Origin of the sequence: Methylobacterium sp. 17Sr1-1 (assembly GCF_003173775.1) — a bacterium.
Lineage (GTDB): Bacteria > Pseudomonadota > Alphaproteobacteria > Rhizobiales > Beijerinckiaceae > Methylobacterium.
In genome coordinates this window covers 5886952-5905416 of record NZ_CP029552.1, presented here as the reverse complement: position 1 = coordinate 5905416, position 18465 = coordinate 5886952, and the positions used below count along the sequence as shown (strand labels likewise).

The window sequence follows — 18465 nt, the reverse complement described above, 5'->3', positions numbered from 1 at the left end:
GAGATTTGGGGATGAAACGCAGGACCTTCCTGGCCGGCGGCCTCGCGGCCGCCTCCACCCTGGCGATGCCGGCCCTCGCCGACACGCTCGACACGATCAAGAGCCGCAAGAAGCTGCTCGTCGCCCTCGATCTCGGCTCGCCGCCCTTCGGCATGACCGATGCCGCGATGCAGCCGACCGGTTCCGACGTCGAGACCGCCCGCCTGCTCGCCGCCGAGTGGGAGCTGCCGCTGGAGATCGTGCAGGTGACGAGCCCGAACCGGGTGCCGTTCCTGCTCACCGGCAAGGCCGACATGGTGATCGCCTCGTTCAGCGTGAACGAGGAGCGCCAGAAGGTGATCGACTTCTCGGATCCCTACGGGGTGATCCAGGCGGTGATCGCCGGGCCGAAGGGCCGCGAGATCAAGGATTACGCCGCGGTCGTCGGCAAGCGCCTCGGCACCACCCGCGGCAGCACCAACGACAAGGAAGCGACCACCAGGGCCCAGGGCGCCCAGATGGTGCGCTACGACGACGACGCCACGCTGATCACCGCGATGGTGTCGGGCCAGGTCGACATGGTGGCGACGTCGCCGCAGGTGATGAACACCGCCAATAGCCGGAAACCTCCGGAGCCGTTCGAGACCAAGATCGTGATGCGGACGTTCCCCTACGCGATCGGCATCCGCAAGGGCGAGGCCAAGCTCCAGACCGCGTTGAACGAGTGGGTGCGCAAGAACCTGCGCAACGGCCAGCTCAACGCCATCTACAAGAAGTATCACGGCAGCGACCTGCCGGCCGAGATGCTGGCGTAGTCAGGATAAGGCGCGGATTCCTCCTCTCCCCGCGGGCGGGGAGAGGGGAAGGTCTGCGCTTCTACTTCGAGCCGTCAGCCTATCCCGACCTCATTCTCTCGAAAGACACATCCCCATGAAGGTGCTCCTCTGCGACGAGCCGGGTCGCTTGCGCGTGACCGAGCGGCCGGAGCCGGTCCCGGCCGAGGGCGAGGCGCTGGTGCGCATCCGCCGGGTCGGCATCTGCGGCACGGATTTCCACATCTACCAGGGCAAGCACCCGTTCCTGCAATATCCGCGGGTGATGGGCCACGAATTGTCCGGCACGATCGAGCGGGCGCCCGCCGGCAGCGGTCTCGAGGCGGGGCAGAACTGCTATATCGTTCCCTACCTGTCCTGCGGACACTGCGTCGCCTGCCGCAAGGGGGTGACCAATGCCTGCCAGAACATCAGCGTGCTCGGCGTTCATTGCGACGGCGGCATGGCGGAGCTGATCAGCGTCCCGGCGCAAAACGTCGTGCCGGTGGGCGACACGCCCCTCGACGACGCCGCGATGATCGAGTTCCTGGCGATCGGCGCGCACGGGGTGAAGCGCGGCGGCATCACGAAGGATGATCGCGTGCTGGTGGTCGGCTCGGGGCCGATCGGCATGTCGGCGGTGATCTTCGCCAAGGCCCGCGGCGCCCACGTCACCGTCATGGATCTGCGCGAGGACCGGCTCGCCTTCACGCGAGATGCGCTCGGCGCCGACGCGCTGCTCACCGCCAACGACGAGGCCGAGGCGAAGGCCGGGGCCGCCACCGCGGGCGACTTCTACGATTGCGTGATCGACTGCACCGGCAACCGCGCCGCGATGCAGCGCGGCTTCGGCTTCGTCGGCCATGGCGGGCGCTACGTGCTGGTGAGCGTGGTGCGCGACGACATCGTGTTCTCGGATCCCGAGTTCCACAAGCGCGAGACCACCCTGTTCGCCAGCCGCAACGCCCAACCCGACGACTTCGCCGAGGTGGTGCGCCAGATGCAGGCCGGCCGCGTGCCCACCCAGGCCCTGCGCACCCATCGCGGGGCGCTGGCGGACGGGCCCGCGCTGTTCCAGGACTGGTTGCGGCCGGAGGCGGGGGTGATCAAGGCGATCCTGGAACTCTGACGAACCGTCGAATCGTCACGACGGAGATGACACCCTCCACGTCATCCCGGGGCCGCGCAGCGGAACCCGGGATGACGGCCTGGCAGATGAGCATCCGTGAATCTCACGCGACGCTTGCCGAAGAGCGTCTCATGCAACCCAGGTGAAGGAGCCCGGAAGCCCCTCCCGACATACCGACGGGATGGATCCGCGCAGCCCACCCCCCGGAGACGGCCGCCTCACCCCCGCAGATCTCCGCCTCTGGGCCGTGCTGGGCCTGGCGCTGGTCTTCCTCGCCCTCGCCGCCCTGTTCCTGGCGGCGCCCGCCCTCGGCGCGCTGATCTACGGCGTGCCTGCGCCCGAAGGGATCGGCCGCACGGCCCTGCGTGCGATCGGCGCCCGCGACGCCGCCCTCGCGCTCTATCTCGCCGGCCTCGCCCTGTTCTCGACCCGGCGCGCCGTGGCGATCGTCCTCGCCGCGAGCCTCGTCATCCCGGCCTGCGACCTCGTGCTCATCCTGTCCGCCGGGACGGCGGCGTGGTGGCAGGTGGCGTTGCACGGGGTGAGCGCCGGCGTGCTGGCGCTCACCGCCCTGTGGCTCGCCCGACGTAATCACTCGGCGTAGTCCGGCTCCTCCCGGTCCAGCCGCCGGCGCACCGCCGCGAGGTGGAGGCGGGCCGATTCGGGGTCGCCCTCGCGCATCTGGCGGTAGGCGGCTTCGGCGATGGCGGGATCGACCGGCAGGACCTGCCGGCCGGTCGAGAGGGCGAGAACCTGCACCTCCGCCGCGCGCTCCAGGTAGTAGAGGTCGTCCCAGGCCTCCGCGATGGTGGGCCCGAGCACCATCACGCCGTGGTTCTTCATGAACACGATGTCGGCCTCGCCGACGCTGTCGGCGATGCGGTCGCCCTCAGCGGTGTCCAGGGCGAGGCCGTTGTAGTTCCGGTCGAAGGCGGTGCGGCCGTAGAACTTCAGCGCGGTCTGCCCGGCGAAGATCAGGGGATCGCCCTCGGTCATCGAGAGGGCGGTGGCGTAGGGCATGTGGGTGTGGAACGCCACCCGCGCCCGCGGGATGCGCTTGTGCAGGCGGGCATGGATGTAGAAGGCGGTCGCCTCCGGCTGGCTCTCGCCCGCCACGACGTTGCCGTGGAAGTCGCAGACCAGGAGCTTCGAGGCGGTGAGCTCCGCGAAGGCGTAGCCGTAGGGGTTGACGAGGAAGAGGTCGTCGTAGCCCGGCACCATCGCCGAGAAGTGGTTGCAGATGCCCTCTTCGAGGCCGTGGCGCGCCGCCATGCGGAAGCACGCCGCCAGGTCCTCCTTGGCGCGGCGCACCTCGGGCCCCGCGAGGTCGGGCTGGTTGAGGCCGTCGGGAATCCGCTCGCCGGCCGGCGCGCCGAGTGCGTGAGCCATGGTGTCCGTGTCTCCTGAACTCTCGCCCCGGATCCTGACGGAAGCCGGACCGGCTTGTCCACGCCTGCTCGCTCCAGGCAGGTCAGCGGGCGGCGCGCAGGTGCTCCAGGAGCGCCGGGGTGGCGTAGCCGTCCGCCGGCAGCCCGGCGGCGATCTGGTAGCGCCGCACGGCCTCGCGCAGTTTGGGCCCCGCGCGGCCGTCGAACGGGCCGTCGTAGAACGCTCGTGCCGAGAGCCCGCGCTGGAGCGCGGTGAGCCCGGCCTGGTCGAGGCGCGGGCCGGTCGGCCAGGGGGCGGCGAGGGGAGGGCCGCCGGCGATCCGGTCGGAGAAGTGGCCGATGGCGAGCGCGTAGGAATCCGAGGTGTTGTAGGCGCGGATCGCCTCGAAATTGGCGGTGATCAGGAAGGCCGTCCCGCCGGCGCCACCGGGCAGGAACAGGCTCGCCTCGCCGGCCTCCGGCAGGGCCGCGCCGTCGAGGGCCCGCACCCCGCGCCGGGCGAAGTCGGCGAACGGGCCGCGGTAGCGCGCGAGATCGAACTCCTCCGGCAGGGTCACGGCGACGCCCCAGGGCAGGTCGCGGCGCCAGCCGGCCTGCTTGAGGAAGCTCGCGATCGACGCGAGCGCGTCCGGAACTGAGTCCCAGATGTCGCGCCGTCCGTCGCCGTCGAAATCGACCGCGGCGCGCAGGTAGGCCGAGGGCAGGAACTGCGTCTGCCCCATCGCACCGGCCCAGGAGCCGCGCATCCGCTCGGGTTGGACGTCGTGGTGCTCGAGGATCTCGAGCGCCGCGAGCAATTCGTCGCGGAACAGCTCGCCGCGGTGGCGCGCCTCGGCGAGGGTGGCGAGCGCCCGGATCACCGGCACCGTGCCGGCGCTGGCGCCGAAATCCGATTCGATGCCCCAGAAGGCCAGCAGCACCGGGCCGGGCACGCCGTACCGCGCCTCGATCGCCGCGAGCGTCTCGGCGCGGCGCGTGGCCTCCGCCCGCCCGCGGGCGATGCGGCCGGCGGAGACGGCACCGGTCAGGTACTCCCAGACGGGGCGGCCGAACTCGCCCTGGCGGCGCAGGCGCGCCAGCACCGCGGGGTCCGGGGCGACACCCCGGAACGCCGCGTCGAAGGTCGCGCGCGAGACGTTTCGCGATTGGGCCGCCGGCCACAGCTCCTCGACGAAGGCCCGGAAATCGCCCGCGCCGACGGGAGCGGCGAGGACCAGGACGGCGCCGAACGCCAGGGCGGCGCGAAGGACGAACCGGGTCTGGGGCATGGGTTCAGATCCGTGGGCTCAGACCCGGTTGCGCCGGCCCAGCGCCTCCTCCCAGGCGAGCGCCTGGGTGACGATCTCGCGCAGGTCGTCGTGCTGCGGCACCCAGCCGAGCTCGGCCCGGATGCGGTCCGCCCCGGCGACGATCCGCGACGGGTCGCCGGGGCGGCGCGGCGAGAGCTTGACCGGGAAGTCGACGCCGGAGACCGACTTCACTACATCGATCACCTCCAGCACCGAGTAGCCGCGGCCGTAGCCGCAATTGAGCGTCAGGCTCGTCCCCCCGCCGCGCAGGTGGTTGAGCGCCACGAGGTGGGCCGCCGCCAGGTCCGAGACCTGGATGTAGTCGCGCAGGCACGAGCCGTCCGGCGTCGGATAGTCGGTGCCGAACACCTCGAGCTGGCCGCGCTTGCCCAACGCCGCCTGCGTCGCGACCTTGATGAGGTGGGTGGCGTTGGGGGTCGACTGGCCCGAGCGCCCGCGCGGATCGGCGCCCGCCACGTTGAAGTAGCGCAGGACCACGTAGCTGATGCCGTGGGCGCGGGCGGCGTCCTCCAGCATCCACTCGGTCATCAGCTTGGAGCGGCCGTAGGGGTTGATCGGGTTCGGGGTCAGGTCCTCGGGCACCGGCACGACCGCCGGCTCGCCGTAGACCGCGGCGGTCGAGGAGAAGATCACGTGGCGCACGCCCGCCTTGATCGCCGCCTCGATCAGCGCGCGCGACTTGACGGTGTTGGCGAGGTAGTAGCCGAGGGGATCCGACACCGAGTCGGGCACCACGATCTTGGCGGCGAAGTGCGCCAGGGCGTCGATCTTGTGCCGGCGGATGGTCTCGGCCACCAGATTCTGGTCGGCGACGTCGCCGCGCACCAGCGTGACTTCCGGCGGCAGCGCCCAGTCGAAGCCGGTCGAGAGATCGTCGAGGACCACCACTTCGTCGTGGCCGGCATCGATCAGGGCGAGCACCATATGGCTGCCGATATATCCGGCGCCGCCCGTGACAAGTACCGCCATTCCGCTCGCTCCCGACGTGAGACGGGTTGATCCATACCCCGCAATGCTTCAGCGTCAATTAAGCTGTCCGGTGGCAAGGCTGCCTGGGAGAGGGGGTCGGCCGGGCGTGAGAGGCCCGGATGCGCCCGGTCCCGCCGGGCGGTCCGGCCGCTCCCTGGTGTTCACTGGATCACGCACGATGAAACGCATTCGCAAAGCCGTCCTCCCGGTCGCGGGCCTCGGCACCCGTTTCCTGCCGGCGACCAAGGCGGTGCCCAAGGAGATGCTGACGGTCGTCGACCGTCCGGTGGTCCAGCACGTGGTCGACGAGGCCCGGGAAGCCGGGATCGAGCATTTCATCTTCGTCACCGGCCGTGGCAAGGCGGTGATCGAGGACCATTTCGACATCTCCTACGAGCTCGAGCGCACCCTGCAGGAGCGCGGCAAGACGGAGGCCTACGAGGGCCTGAAGAAGGACCTGCCGGCCGCCGGCCAGACCAGCTTCACCCGCCAGCAGGAGCCGCTGGGCCTCGGCCACGCGGTATGGTGCGCCCGCGAGATCGTCGGCGACGAGCCTTTCGCGGTGATCCTGCCCGACATGCTCAGCCGCGGCAGCATGGTGCAGATGCTCAAGGCCTACGACCAGCACGGCGGCAACATCATCGCCGTCGAGGAGGTCGCGCCCGACCAGACGCACCAGTACGGCATCGTCAGCGTCGGCCAGGAATTCGGCGACACCTTCGAGATCACCGGCATGGTGGAGAAGCCGCCGAAGGGCACCGCGCCGTCGAACTACATCATCTCGGGCCGCTACATCCTCCAGCCGGAAATCTTTTCGATCCTCGAGCGCGGCGAGCGCGGGGCCGGCGGCGAGATCCAGCTCACCGACGGCATGAAGCGCCTGTCGGAGACGCAGAAGTTCTACGGCATGCACTATCGCGGCAAGACCTACGACACCGGCTCGAAGCTCGGCTTCCTGGTGGCGAACCTCGCCTACGGCCTGGAGCGGCCGGAGCTGCGCGACGCGCTCAAGCAGGAGATCGAGGCGCTGCTGGCCAAGGGCTGACACGCGAAGGGCCGACTTGGTCCGGCGTCGGAGCCCTGCGGGCCTCGACGCCGCTTCGCCCTGTCCATCGGCCCTACTCGTCGTCGAACCAGTTGCGGCCGGGCTCGATGCAGCGAAAGCCGACGAGGCATTCCGGCGTGTCGCGGGTCGGCACGAAGGCGTTCTTGGTGATCTGCGTCGGCTCGCAGAAGCTGCGGTCACGCACGAATCGGTCGTAGGTGTAGCCCCCGGTGCCGAGCACCGCGGCGCCCCGGGCCGCGAGGAAGCTCCGCGCCTGGCCGCAGGTCATGTCGAGGGTCGAGGGGCGGCCTTGCTGCGCGCTCGCCGCGGCCGGGATGGCCGCGACGATGCAGGCGGCGAGCAGGATCGGATATCGGCGGCGATCGGCGGACACGGCACTTCCCGAGACAGGAACGCGGCCAACGCGCGGATGTCGAGCCCGGATCCCTCTCCCGGATCCCTTGAGCCCTACTGCGTCAATTGCCCCACGCTCAGGATCGCCCCCATCACCGAGATGATCAGGCCGCCGATCAGGCCGCCGATCGCCACGGTCACGAGCGGGGTGAGCAGGGCGAGCAGGCGGTCGATGCGCTGGCGGGTCTCGGTCTCGTGCATCTCGGCGGCGTGGATGAGGACGCTGCCGAGGCGGTTCACCTGCTCGCCGCTGGCGATCAGGTTCAGGGTCGAGGCGGCGTAGGGCTTGAGCGAGGAGAGCCCCGAGGCGAGGCTGCCGCCTTCCGCCAGCCGCCGCCCGGCCTCGTCGAGGGCGCGGCGGAAGACTCGGTTGCCGGCGAGCGGCCGCGTCGCCGCCACCGCGTCGGGGATCGGCACCTCGGCGGCCAGCAGCGTGCCGAGCACCCGGCAGAAGCGGCCGCACTCGATGCCGACCACGATCTCGCGCACCAGCGGCAGGCGGAGCGCCAGTTGCGCCCGGGCAGCCGCGAAGGCGGGCATCCGCCACGCCCGGGCGAGCCCGAGGACCGTCAGCGCGAGGCCCCCGAGGAGGAACGGCCAGGTCGCCGCGAGCGTGTCGCCGAGCCAGCCGGCGGCGCGGATCGCGAAGGGCGGCGCCTGGCCGCTGCCCTCGAAGAGAGGCGCGAGGGCCGGCACCAGCACGCCGACGATCATCGCCACGGTGCCGACCGCCATCGCGATCAGGAGCGCCGGGTAGATCATCGCCGAGGAGAGGTGGCGCCGGACCGCGTCGCGGCGCTCGATCGAGGCGGTGAGCGAGCCGACGACGTCGACCAGCGTCCCGGTGGCCTCGCCGGCCCGCACGATGTCGACCATGTCGCGCGGGAAGGCCTGCGGGTGGGCCGCCATCGCCCGCGACAGCGAGGCGCCGGCCACCACCCGCTCGAGCAGGTCGGCCAGCACCGGCTTGAGGGCCGGGCCGGCCTGGCGCTCGACGAGGCGTAAGGCGCGGTCGACGGTCAGCCCGGCCCCGACCAGCGTGCCGAACTCGCGCAGGAAGGCGATGCGGGCGGCGTCGTTGACCCGGTCGCGCCCGAACAGGTCGCGGCGCCAGAACGGCGCCGGCCCGGCCGCCGCCTCCGCGATCTCGTAGACCTGGAGCCCGTCGGACCGCAGTCGCGCCACAGCGCGCGGGCGGGTCTCGGCCTCGATCGTGCCGGCGCGCGAGCGCCCGTCCCCCGCATAGGCCTTGTAGGCGAAGCGCGGCATTTACACGATTCCTTCCAGCACCCGCCCGACCTCGTCGAGGGTCGTCTCGCCATCGAGCACCCGCGCCCTCGCGCACTCGGCAAGGGGCGTCATCCCGGCGGCCCGCGCCCGGGCGGTGAGCGTCTGCTCGTCGGCACGGTTGGCGATCAGCCCGCGGAGCTCCCCGTCCAGGGTCATGATCTCGGAGGCGACCATGCGGCCGCGATACCCGGTGCCGTTGCAGGTCGGACAGCCGCGGGCGCGCTTGAGGCTCAAGGGGGTCTCAGGCGAAATGCCGAGGCGCAGGCGCTCCTGCTGCGTCGCCGGACTGGGTTCGGCGCAGGAGCCGCAGAGACGCCGGACCAGGCGCTGGGCCACCACGCCGTTGAGGACCGCGGCGATCAGGTAGGGCTCGACGCCCATGTCCATCAACCGGGTCACGGTGGCGGGGGCGGAATTGGTGTGGAGCGTCGAGATGACGAGGTGGCCGGTCAGCGCCGCCTGCACGGCGATGCGGGCGGTCTCGCCGTCGCGGATCTCGCCGACCATCACCACGTCCGGGTCCTGGCGCAGGATCGAGCGGAGCGCGGCGGCGAAGTCGAGGCCGATGCCGGGATGGGCCTGGACCTGGTTGACGCCGGCCATCCGGTACTCGACCGGATCCTCGACGGTGACGACCTTGAGATGCGGGCCGTTGATCCGGCGGAGCGCGGCGTAGAGCGTCGTGGTCTTGCCCGATCCGGTCGGGCCGGTGACGAGGACGAGGCCGTTCGGCCGGCTCGTCATCGCGGCGATCGCGTCGATCGCCGCCGCGTCGAAGCCGAGGGCGGAGAAATCCTCGACCCGGCGCGAGCCGTCGAGGACGCGCAGCACCACGCTCTCGCCGTGGGCGGTCGGCAGGGTCGAGACGCGGATATCGACGTCCTGGCCGCGGTCGGGGGCCTGCATGCGCCCGTCCTGGGGCAGGCGCCGCTCGGCGATGTTGAGGCCGGCCTGGATCTTGATGCGGGTGGTCAGCGCCAGCTGCACCGATTTCGCCAGCCGCTCGGACTCGACCAGCACGCCATCCACGCGATAGCGCACCCGCATGTCGGCCTCTTCCGCCTCCAGGTGGATGTCGGAGGCCGAGAGCTCGAAGGCCTTGCGCACGAGGCGCGCGGCGAGCCGCACGATCGGCGCCTGGCTCGCCACGTCGGCGAGGCGTGCCAGGTCGTCGTCGCCCCCCGCCTCGCCCTCCTCGGCGACGTCGCCGTAGACGGCGCGGTGGGCCCGCTCGAAGCTGCCGGGCCCGAGGAGGCAGGGGGCGACCGCCCGGTCGAGGAGGTGCTCCAGCGCCCGGGTGGTCTCGCCGTCGAACGGGTCGACGACCGCCACGACGAGGCGGTCGGGCTCGGCGGAGAGCGGCAGCACCCGGGCGCGGGCGCAGTAATCGGGCGAGAGGAGATCGGCCAGGACCGGCTCGCCCGGCAGGTCCTCCTGGCGCAGGATCGGCAGGCCGGTCGCCTCCGAGAGGGCGGTGACGAGCGTCGTCTCGTGGACGAGGCCGAGCTCGGTCAGCAGCAGGGGCAGGGGGCGCCGGCCGGGCCCGTCGAGGGCGGCGAGCGCCCGCTCGTGGCCGGCGGCGTCGAGCACGTCGCTCTCGGCGAGCCGGTCGACGAAGGCGCGCAGGTCGTCGGCACGGCTGCGGGCGGCGTCGCGCCGGTCGGCCCGCGCCCGCCGCGGCCGGGTCTTGCCCGCCCAGATGCTCAGCATCGTCCTGACCCAGAGAAAGACGAAAAGGAAGCCCGACCGAACCGGTCGGCGCAGGCAAGCAGGGGCGCATTCTCCCGCGGCGCCCTTAAGCGGACGGAAATATCGCTGCGTTAGATGTCTCTGCGACGCCCGCCGCATCCTGACGGGCGCCGGAGCCGACCGGTCTTGCGCGCGCCCTCCCTCCCGTCCCCGGTCCAGGGGCTGCTGTCGTCGGTCGGAGCCTCGCTCCGGTCCGGCCTCGACGCCGCCTTGCACCTCCTCGGCCTGAGCGAGGTCCGCGCCGACCGCGAGCCGGCGCTCCTGACCCTACGGCTCGGGGCGCCGGGCGAGACCGGCGTCGCGGTGATCGACCGGCGCGACGGGCAGGACCGGACCTACCGCCTCGACCTCCAGGCGGACGACCTCGCCGACCGGATCGCGGCGATCCGGGGCGGCCGGCCGGGGGCCCGCGCGAAGATCGTCGTCGATCCCGCCGCCTGCTTCATCCGCACCCTGGAGCTGCCGGGGGCGGCCCTGCCGCGGATGCGCGCGGTGCTGGCCCAGGAGCTCGAGGCCGCGACCCCGTTCCGCGCCGACCAGGTCTTTTCCGACTGGTACGTCGAGGGCGAGCACGCGGCGACCCGCACCCTGCGGGTGCGCCACGTCGTGCTCAAGCGCGCCCGTCTCGTCCCCCTGCTGGAGGCCCTGGCGGGGGCGGGGATGAAGGCGAGCGTCGTCGCGGTCGGGCCGGCGGAGGACCGGACGATGCCGGTCGACCTCCTGTCGAGCGGGCACCACGCCCTGCCGTCGCTGCTGCGCAAGGCCGGCGACCTCGTCCTCGTGGCGGCGACCGGCCTGTTCCTGCTCGCCGCCTTCCTCGGCCTGCGCCAGCACCAGGCGGCGACGCTCGCCGCCCTCGACGACGCCTTCGCCGCCGCCCGCCGGGCCGCGGCCTCCGGCCTGCCGCCGGCGGTCCAGGCGGGGGCCGCCGCGATCCTCGCCGAGCGCGGCCTCCCCGTGGCGCGGGTGTGGGATTCGGTCGCGGCGGCGCTGCCGGGCACGGTCTCGGCGGAGTCCTTGCGCCTCACGCCCGCGGGGCTCGAATTGACGCTTCTGGCGCCGGACGCGCCGACGGTCCTCGCGGCCCTGGCGCGGCTGCCGGGCTTCGGCGCCCCGGAGCTGCGTCAGGACGCGCCGGCGGAGGGCGGCCAGCGCCTCGTCGTCGCACTGCCGCGCCGCACCGGAGCCCGGCCGTGATGCCGCCCTCCCTCGCCGGGCGGCCGCTGCTCCTCGGCCTCGCCGGACTGGTCTTCGTGGCCGCCCTCTCGCTCGGGCCGGTGCTCGACGCGCTCGGCGCCCAGGACGACATCGCGCTCGCCCGCGAGCGCCTCGCCCGGGCGCAAGCCGCCTCCGCCGGCCCGCCCTCGGTGCCGCCCCTGTCGGCGATGGACGAGGCCGGCCTCGTCGCCGCCTTCCGGGCCCGCCTCGACGCGCTGGCGGCGGAGCGCGTCGCCGTGGTCGACGGGGCCGGGCTCCAGCCCGATCCGGCCCGCCCGACCCTGCCGCGCCTCACGGCCTCGCTGCGCGGCTCCGCGGAGGGCCTGCACGGGCTGCTCCAGGCGCTCGAGACGGGCAGCCCCCTGATCGTCCCGGAGGAGGCCGAGATCGGCATCGAGCGCCCGGCCGATCCGGAGATCGGGCGCGCCACCGTGATGCGCCTCACCCTCACGGTGCGCGGCGTGCTGCTGCCCGCCCCGGCCGTCAGGACCACCCCATAAGGACGCCTCGACCGTGGGACGGATCGGACCTCACCTGCGCGCGACCCTGGCGGCGACCGGGCGCGGGCCCCGCATCGCCTGCGCGCTGGCGGCCTGCACGACGCTCGCCGCGTTCGCCTGGCCGGTCGACGGGGGCCCGGCGCCCCTGCCGCCCCGCGCCGTCGCCGCGACGCCGCCGGCAGACGAGACCGCCTTGCAGCGCCCGCTCTTCGATCCCGGCCGGCGCCTCTGGACCGCCCGGGGCGCGCGCGACATCCTGGACGGCGACCCGCCGCGCCCGGTGCTGACCGTGCGCGGCATCCTGCTCGACGGCTCGGCCGCGCGGGCGCTGATCGACGACGGCAGCGGCACCCAGGCCTGGCTCGCCCGCGGCGAGGGACGGGGCGACTGGCGCGTCGCCGCGATCGGGCGCGACCAGGTCACCCTGGCCCAGGGCGAACGCCGCTACGTCGCGACCTTCCTCGGCGCGCCCGCGACCCTGCGGCCGGTGGGCGCGAAGCCGGTGGCGGAGGCGGGGCAGGCGATGCGGCCGTGAGGCGAGTGTGGGGTCGGGCCAGACAGGTCCCGACGCGCGACGGGCGCCCCCTCAATCCAGCATCCGCCGCAGGATGCCCTGCGAGCCCTGATGCGCCGCCGGCAGGGGCGGGGGCGGCAGGACCGGGCGCACCGGCATCATCGCGCGGAACTGCTGGCGGAAATCCTCGGAGATGCGGTCGGCCTCGGCCGTGCCGCGGATCACCCGCGGGCGGATGAACACAAGGAGTTCCGTCCGGACCCGCTGGTCGACCCGGTTGCGGAACGCCGCGCCGATCACCGGCAGGTCGCTCAGCACCGGCAGGTTCTCGTTGGTGATCTGCGCCTTCTCCTGCACCATGCCGCCGATGGCGAGGCTGTGCCCGTCGTTCACCGCGACGCTGGTCGCCACCCGGCGCTGGCGGATCGTCGGCGAGTCGATCGTCGAGGTCGTGGTCGGGACGACGTCGCTGACCTCCTGGTTGATGTCGAGCACGACGAGGCCGTTCTTGTTCACCCGCGGCGTCACCGAGAGGATGACGCCGGTATCCTTCATCTCGATCTGGTTGAGGATCGGCGCGCCGGCGGTGAGCGCGCTCTGGCCGGTCTGCTTGATGATCGGGACCTGGTCGCCGACCTGGAGCTTGGCGGTGCGGTTGTCGAGCACCGTGATGTTGGGCGACGAGATGACGTTGACGCGGGTCACGCCCTGGAGCGCGTTGAGCACCACGTTGAAGTCGGTCCCGGCGAGCAGGTAGTTGAAGCCCGGCACGCCGCGGATCGCCGAGGTGATCAGGCCCGCGGTGCCGCTCGTCAGCGCCGCCTTGTCGGTCTCGGTGCTGGCGAGGTTGAAGCGGCTGCCGCGCTCCTTGAGGAACCACTGCACGCCGAAGGCGAGGTTGTCGTTGAGCGTCACCTCGGCGATGACCGTCTCGAGCAGCACCTGGGTCGGCATCGCGTCGAGGCGGCCGAGGATGCGCAGGATCTTGTCGTACTGGTTGCGGGTGGCCGAGATCACCAGGCTGTTGTTGGCGTCGTCCGCGACGATGCCGATGGCGTCCCGCCGCATCCCGGCGCCGCCCGAGAACCCCGAATCGAGCCCGCCGCCGTAGGCGCCGTAAGCGCCCCCGCCGAACATCCCGCCCCCGCCGGCCATGGCCGTCCCGAGCCCGCCCGACGCGCCGAGGCCCGCGCCGCCGGCACCGGCATCGCCGCCCGAGGCCCAGCCGGATCCCGACGGGGAGGCGCCGCCCGCCGCGGAACCGCCGGACGCACCCAGGGATCCGCCCCCGGCGGCTCCGCCGGCCACAGCGCCCGCACTGAGGCCGCCGCCTGACACACTGCCGAAGCCCCCCGCGCCGCCAAGGCCACCGCCATAGCCACCACCCATGGCGGCGTAGCTGCCGGAGGCGCCCCCGTAGCCGCTCCCATAGCCGCCGCCGTAGCCGCCCATCCCGGACATGCCGGAGGCACCGCCCATCTCCGCCATCACCACGCCCTGGAGCACGGCGGCGAGTTCCTTCGCCGAGCGGTTCTGGATCCGGTAGACGAAGAGCTGGCGCTCGCGGTCGGCGGCCAGGGTCTCGAGCTGCGCCAGGAGCGCCCGGGCGCGGTCGAGATAGGCGGCGCGGGAGCTCACCACCAGGATCGCGTTCAGCGCCTCGTTGGGGATGAAGCGGATCACGTCGCCGGAGCCGGAGGTCTCGCCGCCGAAGATCTGGGTCAGGTCGCGGGCCAACGCCACCGGGTTCGAACTGCGCACCGGCACCATCGCGGTCGACATGCCGCGCATCCAGTCGACGTCGAACACCGCGATGGTCTGGCGCAGCACCCGGATCTGGTTGGCGTCGCCGGAGAGGATCAGCAGGTTGCGCGCCCGGTCGGCCCGCAGCACCACCTCGCGCGGCGCCACCGCCCCCAGAATCGCCTGCATCTCGGCGGCCGAGATCCAGCGCAGGGGCACCGCGACCGCGCCCGCCTCGGCGCCCACGCCCTGGACCGGGCGGATGTCGGGGGCGCCGCCCGCCGGCACGATCTGCACGCTGCGGCCGGAACGGCGCAGGGACAGGCCCCGGCTCGCCAGCGCCGTCTCGAACATGTGCAGCAGCGCCTCGCGGCTCACCGCTCCGCCGGTCTGCAGGGTGATGGTGCCGGAGGCCCGCTCGTCCAGGCTGTAGCCCCAGCCGAGCGTGTCGGCGAAGACCGCCTTGGCGGCCACCGGCAGCGGCACCTCCACGAGGTTGAGGCTCACCGGCCCGCCGGCGATCGGTTCCCGGGCCGGGGGCTCGCCGCCAATCAGCCGGTCGTCGCCGCGCAGGACCAGGGCACCGGTGTCGCGGGCGCCGGCATACCCGCCGGCATATCCTGGGCCAGCTTGCCCGATCGGTTCCGCGGCGCGGGCGATCGGCGCACAGCCGCAGGCGAGCGCCAGGGCGAGGACAGGCGCACCTCTGATCATCACCCCGCCGTCCCCGTCGCCTGCTTGCCGATGCGGCGAACGTTAGGAGAGTTATGGTTAATGCGGAGTTGAAGGGACCGCGGCGGCCGACTTCCTGCAATGCTCGCGCGCTGAAGTTGCAGCCTCGGCATGCCGCATGCCGGAGCGATCCCACGCCCGGGCGGCATCCCGGCACCACGTCAGCAAGAAACGCCCAACAAGAACCGGATCGCGCGATCGCAGCGACAACCGGATCACGCCGTCCGGATCCGGCACCGGACTGTCGATCCTGAGCGATCGACTGTCGGACAGCGCCGGACCATCATCCGATACGGCCCGCGCGGCCGGCGGATGGCGGGCCTGACGCCGCATCGTCCGACGGTCGCGGAACAGGGGCCGTCAGTTGCTCGCGACGTCGGCCTGGTCGCCGGCGCCGCCGGCCTTGCCGTCGGCACCGAGGCTGTAGACCTCGAACGGGGTGCCGGCGGTCCCGGGGAGCGGTAGAGGTAGGCGTGGCCCCACGGATCGGTGAGGCCGCGGGCGTCGCGCACGTAGGGGCCGCGCCAGCCCGGGCCGGTCGGCTGCACCAGGGCCTGCAGGCCCTGCTGGGAGGTCGGGTAGGCGCCGAGGTCGAGGTAGTACAGCTCGACCGCCTGGGCGATGTTCTTGACCTGGATGCGCGCCGTCTCGCCCTTGGCGCGGCCGAGGTAACCCAGCACCTGCGGCGTCACCATGGTGGCGATCATGCCGATGATCGCCAGGACGACGAGAAGCTCGACCAGGGAGAAGCCCGCCTGACTGTTCTGCCGGTCATGGAGCCGGGTCTCGCGCGGTTCGCCGCGATCCGGTTGCGTTGTGATGAGCATCGTGCGGCCTCGGCGCGAATGGACGATCGGTGCGCGAGGGTGCCGTCTCTTCGTAAAGAAGCCCTCACTGCCGGTGCTGACGGAGCGGCGGCACGCCGCCCAAGTCGGGATTTGTTGTCCAAAGTCGGGATTTGTTATCCAATTCCGACCAAGATCGGAGCTCGCGACCGCGAGGCCTTGGGGCAGGGGCGTTCGGGCGAGGATTGTTTTCCAGAACAGGGCAGGGGAGACGCATGAACCGCTCAGCCGGACACGCGGCCCGCGCGGGTGGACGCCGCCGGCGCGGTCGAAGGATCGCCGGCCCGGCGGTGGCGGGGCTCGCGCTCGCGAGCCTGCTCGGCGGCGGGGCGCTGGCCGCCGAGCCGCTGGTGGTGCCGCTGCCGGCGCCGTTCCCGCCGATCCGGGTGCTGACGCTGCTCGTCGCCCTGCATCTCCTCGGCCTGTCCTTCGGCCTCGGCGGCGCCACGATGCTCGACTTCTGGATCCTGCGCTGGATGCGCTGGGGCAGCCTGCCGGGCGAGATCGCCCGGATCTTCCTGTTCGTCGGCAAGGTCGTCTCGGTCGGCCTCGGCCTGCTCTGGCTCTCGGGACTCGGCTTCCTCGCCGTCTACGCGCTGGAATCGCCGGAGAAGTTCGACAACCCGAAGCTCTGGGCCAAGATCGTCGTGGTGCTGGCGCTCACCATCAACGGCCTCGTCATTCACGCCGTCGTGCTGCCGGGCGTGCTGCGCGACATCGGCCGGCCGATGCTCGACGGCGTGTCGGGCGTGCGCACCGGCATCTTCCTGGTCTCGGGCGCGGTCTCCGGCGTATCCTGGTACACCGCTTTCGCCCTCGGGCTGATGCGCGAGTTGAACGGCCGGGTTCCCGCCGGCCTGCTCCTGGCCCTGTGGGTCGCCGGCGTCCTGGCGGCCTCGCTGGCGGCCTATTTCTACTGGCTGCACCTGCGCGAGTGGAGCGTGCGGCAGGTCGCCAAGACCTCGAAGGAACAAGCCTCGAACGGGCAGGCCCCGGCGCCGGCTCGGGCCGCGACACCGGACCCTGCGCCGATGCCGGCACCGGCGGACGTCCTGGCCGAGCCCGCGCTCCGCCTCGGCGGGCCCAGGGCCACCCTGGCGGAAACGGCGGCGGCTCTCGCATTGCCGGCGATCGGTCTCGCCGAACCCGCTTCACGCTCGGCCGAACCGGGCACTCCCGCGGGCCCCCCGTCGCCCGTCGCGCCGCCCACGGAGCCGGCCCGCCCCGCCCCAGCCGGCCCGGCCCGGATCCCCGCCGACCGGATCCTCGCCCTCGCGCCGGCGGCGCCCCGGGCGCGCCCGGCCGGGCGGGCGTGATGTCGGCCGCCCTCCTCGCCGGCGCGGTGCTGCCCGCCCTGCTGCCGCTGCCGCTGACCCTGTCGGCGAGCCTGATCGACCTGCGCCGCCGCATCATCCCGGACGCGCTCAACCTCGCGCTCCTCGGCCTCGGCCTCGGCCTCGCCGGCTGGCGGGACGGGGCGGAGGGACTCGGCTTCGGCCTCGCGCAGGCCGGCCTCGCCTACGGGCTGTTCCGGGCCCTGCGCGCCCTGCACGCCCGGGCGAGCGGCCGGATCGGGCTCGGCCTCGGCGACGTCAAGTTCATCGCCGCCGCCACCGCCTGGACCGGGCTCGCCGGCCTGCCGGTGCTCGTCCTGGCGGCCAGCCTGTCGGCTTTGGCAGTGGTCGGCCTGGTGGCGCTGGCCGGGCGGGCGGTCGGGCGCGAGACCGCGCTGCCGTTCGGGCCGTTCCTGGCGCTCGGGCTCCACGCCGCCCTCCTGATCGGGCCGGCCGGCTGATGGACGGGAACGGGGGGCGGGAGAGCGTCGGCCAGGCGGGCTTTTCTCAGGCGGGCTTCACGCTCGTCGAGATGCTGGTGACGATGGCGATCATGGGGCTCGCCGCCGGGGTGGCGTTCCAGTCCCTCGGCCCCGGCGCCCTCGACCGGCGCACCCTGCTCGTCTCCGAGACCGTCGCGGCCGAGATCGGCCGCCTGCGGGCCGAGGCGATCCGCACCGGCCGGGCCGGGCGCCTCGCCTTCGAGCCGCAGGCGCGGCTCTTCACCAGCTCCCGCCCGGGCGCGCCGCCGATCCCGGTCGGCGGCCTCGCGGTGGCGGTCGAGCCCGGCCCGGTCGGCCGGCCGGTGCCGGGAGAGGTGCGGCTCATGCCCGACGGCAGCTCGACCGGCGGGCGGATCCTGCTCGCCGGGGGCGGGACGCGCCGGGCCCTGTCGGTCAGCGCGCTCACCGGCCGGGTGCGGCGGGAGGACGGGCCATGAGGGCGCTGACGAGGGCGCTGCTCCTGCGCATGCGGCCGCGCGCGAGAGCCGCGCCCGATCATGGTGCGATCGGGCGCGGCTCTCGGTCTTTGAGTGTGCCGCGTGTTCTTCGCCCGACCGGCGGCCACTTGGTCGGGAAATGCTGTCGCCCGCGCGAGGAGGACGGCTTCACCACCGTCGAGGTGCTGGTGGCGTTCGGCATCGCCGCCGCCGCGACGATCATGGCATTCCAGATCGCCGGCACGGCGGCCGCGGCTGTCCGGCGCATCGAGGCGAGCCGCGTCGCCGCCGACGAGGCGGAGGGCGTCGTCCTGCGCCGCCTCGCCGCCGGTCCGCTGCGGCCAGGCCTCGTCCGGGACGTGTTCTCGGACGGCACGCCCTATGCCCTCGCCGTCACCGACCTGCGCCCGGCCCTCGGGCTCGGCCGCGTGCCGCCGCTCTGGCAGATCCGGGTAATGGGAGCCTCGGGCGCGCCGATCTACGCCACGCTGATCCCGGAGAAGACGGAATGAGCCGGGACATAATGAGCCGGGACATAATGAGCCGGGACTTGG

The 18465-nt window shown here is 73.1% G+C and carries 18 protein-coding genes and 1 pseudogene; 11 read left to right on the top strand and 8 right to left on the bottom strand.

The window, feature by feature from the left end; genetic code table 11:
- Positions 1–11 precede the first annotated feature (11 nt).
- From DK412_RS26930 to DK412_RS26920, 3 genes are all read left to right on the top strand, one after another.
- The gene (locus tag DK412_RS26930) at positions 12–794 is read left to right on the top strand and encodes a transporter substrate-binding domain-containing protein (RefSeq protein ID WP_109974481.1); all 783 of its coding nucleotides are present in this window, start codon (positions 12–14) and stop codon (positions 792–794) included.
- A gap of 115 nt (positions 795–909) precedes the next feature.
- Complete coding sequence (locus DK412_RS26925; protein WP_109974480.1) at positions 910–1920, top strand: zinc-binding alcohol dehydrogenase family protein; 1011 nt, start codon at positions 910–912, stop codon at positions 1918–1920.
- Between the two features lie 181 nt (positions 1921–2101).
- Entirely contained in the window at positions 2102–2524 is a 423-nt protein-coding gene (locus tag DK412_RS26920) for a DUF4267 domain-containing protein (RefSeq protein ID WP_109974479.1), read from the top strand.
- Here the strand turns inward: DK412_RS26920 and DK412_RS26915 are convergent.
- The 3 genes from DK412_RS26915 to galE all read right to left on the bottom strand — a co-directional run bounded on the left by DK412_RS26915 (position 2512) and on the right by galE (position 5587).
- Positions 2512–3309: an aldolase gene (locus DK412_RS26915; protein ID WP_109974478.1), complete on the bottom strand. Its 798-nt coding sequence runs from the start codon at positions 3307–3309 to the stop codon at positions 2512–2514. The two genes, DK412_RS26920 and DK412_RS26915, sit on opposite strands and share 13 nt — an antisense overlap.
- Positions 3310–3391: 82 nt before the next feature.
- Positions 3392–4576, bottom strand: coding sequence for a lytic murein transglycosylase (locus tag DK412_RS26910; RefSeq protein WP_109974477.1), 1185 nt, complete (start codon positions 4574–4576; stop codon positions 3392–3394).
- A gap of 18 nt (positions 4577–4594) precedes the next feature.
- Positions 4595–5587 carry a UDP-glucose 4-epimerase GalE gene (gene galE / locus DK412_RS26905; RefSeq protein WP_109974476.1) on the bottom strand — a complete coding sequence of 331 codons (993 nt, stop codon included), beginning with the start codon at positions 5585–5587 and terminating at the stop codon, positions 4595–4597.
- 178 nt (positions 5588–5765) lie between these two features.
- Here galE and galU point away from each other — a divergent pair, with 178 nt between their 5' ends.
- Positions 5766–6632: a UTP--glucose-1-phosphate uridylyltransferase GalU gene (gene galU / locus DK412_RS26900; protein ID WP_109974475.1), complete on the top strand. Its 867-nt coding sequence runs from the start codon at positions 5766–5768 to the stop codon at positions 6630–6632.
- A 73-nt stretch (positions 6633–6705) separates the two neighbouring features.
- On the opposite strand, the gene DK412_RS26895 is transcribed toward galU, so the two are convergent.
- The 3 genes from DK412_RS26895 to DK412_RS26885 form a co-directional block, all read right to left on the bottom strand.
- Positions 6706–6996, bottom strand: coding sequence for a hypothetical protein (locus DK412_RS26895; RefSeq protein WP_204165644.1), 291 nt, complete (start codon positions 6994–6996; stop codon positions 6706–6708).
- A 104-nt stretch (positions 6997–7100) separates the two neighbouring features.
- Positions 7101–8315, bottom strand: a complete 1215-nt coding sequence (locus tag DK412_RS26890; protein WP_109974473.1) for a type II secretion system F family protein — start codon at positions 8313–8315, stop codon at positions 7101–7103.
- On the bottom strand, positions 8316–10046 hold the full coding sequence (locus tag DK412_RS26885; RefSeq protein WP_109974472.1) for a GspE/PulE family protein: 1731 nt from the start codon (positions 10044–10046) through the stop codon (positions 8316–8318). It lies immediately after the preceding gene.
- A gap of 165 nt (positions 10047–10211) precedes the next feature.
- On the opposite strand from DK412_RS26885, the gene DK412_RS26880 reads away from it, so the two are divergent.
- The 3 genes from DK412_RS26880 to DK412_RS26870 are packed head-to-tail and all read left to right on the top strand — an operon-like array spanning position 10212 to position 12338.
- Positions 10212–11282 (top strand): hypothetical protein, encoded by a 1071-nt coding sequence (locus DK412_RS26880; RefSeq protein WP_109974471.1) that lies wholly within the window; start codon positions 10212–10214, stop codon positions 11280–11282.
- Positions 11282–11803 (top strand): GspMb/PilO family protein, encoded by a 522-nt coding sequence (locus tag DK412_RS26875; protein ID WP_109974470.1) that lies wholly within the window; start codon positions 11282–11284, stop codon positions 11801–11803. Before DK412_RS26880 ends, DK412_RS26875 begins: the two co-directional genes overlap by 1 nt.
- A 13-nt stretch (positions 11804–11816) precedes the next feature.
- On the top strand, positions 11817–12338 hold the full coding sequence (locus DK412_RS26870; RefSeq protein ID WP_109974469.1) for a hypothetical protein: 522 nt from the start codon (positions 11817–11819) through the stop codon (positions 12336–12338).
- 51 nt (positions 12339–12389) lie between these two features.
- Here the strand turns inward: DK412_RS26870 and gspD are convergent, their stop codons facing one another.
- Together gspD and gspG are read right to left on the bottom strand one after the other, a co-directional pair.
- Positions 12390–14774: a type II secretion system secretin GspD gene (gene gspD / locus DK412_RS26865; protein WP_109974468.1), complete on the bottom strand. Its 2385-nt coding sequence runs from the start codon at positions 14772–14774 to the stop codon at positions 12390–12392.
- A 378-nt stretch (positions 14775–15152) separates the two neighbouring features.
- A pseudogene (gspG, locus tag DK412_RS26860) lies at positions 15153–15619 on the bottom strand (type II secretion system major pseudopilin GspG).
- Positions 15620–15852: 233 nt separating this feature from the next.
- On the opposite strand from gspG, the gene DK412_RS31205 reads away from it, so the two are divergent.
- The 4 genes from DK412_RS31205 to DK412_RS26840 all read left to right on the top strand — a co-directional run bounded on the left by DK412_RS31205 (position 15853) and on the right by DK412_RS26840 (position 18423).
- Positions 15853–16953 (top strand): hypothetical protein, encoded by a 1101-nt coding sequence (locus tag DK412_RS31205; protein ID WP_245447315.1) that lies wholly within the window; start codon positions 15853–15855, stop codon positions 16951–16953.
- Positions 16953–17432 carry an A24 family peptidase gene (locus DK412_RS26850; RefSeq protein WP_109974467.1) on the top strand — a complete coding sequence of 160 codons (480 nt, stop codon included), beginning with the start codon at positions 16953–16955 and terminating at the stop codon, positions 17430–17432. The genes DK412_RS31205 and DK412_RS26850 overlap by 1 nt, the downstream gene beginning before the upstream one ends.
- A complete protein-coding gene (locus tag DK412_RS26845; RefSeq protein WP_109974466.1) occupies positions 17432–17911 on the top strand; it encodes a prepilin-type N-terminal cleavage/methylation domain-containing protein in 480 nt (159 codons plus the stop codon). The genes DK412_RS26850 and DK412_RS26845 overlap by 1 nt, the downstream gene beginning before the upstream one ends.
- Positions 17912–18006: 95 nt before the next feature.
- Positions 18007–18423 (top strand): type II secretion system protein, encoded by a 417-nt coding sequence (locus DK412_RS26840; protein ID WP_162596315.1) that lies wholly within the window; start codon positions 18007–18009, stop codon positions 18421–18423.
- Positions 18424–18465 lie beyond the last annotated feature (42 nt).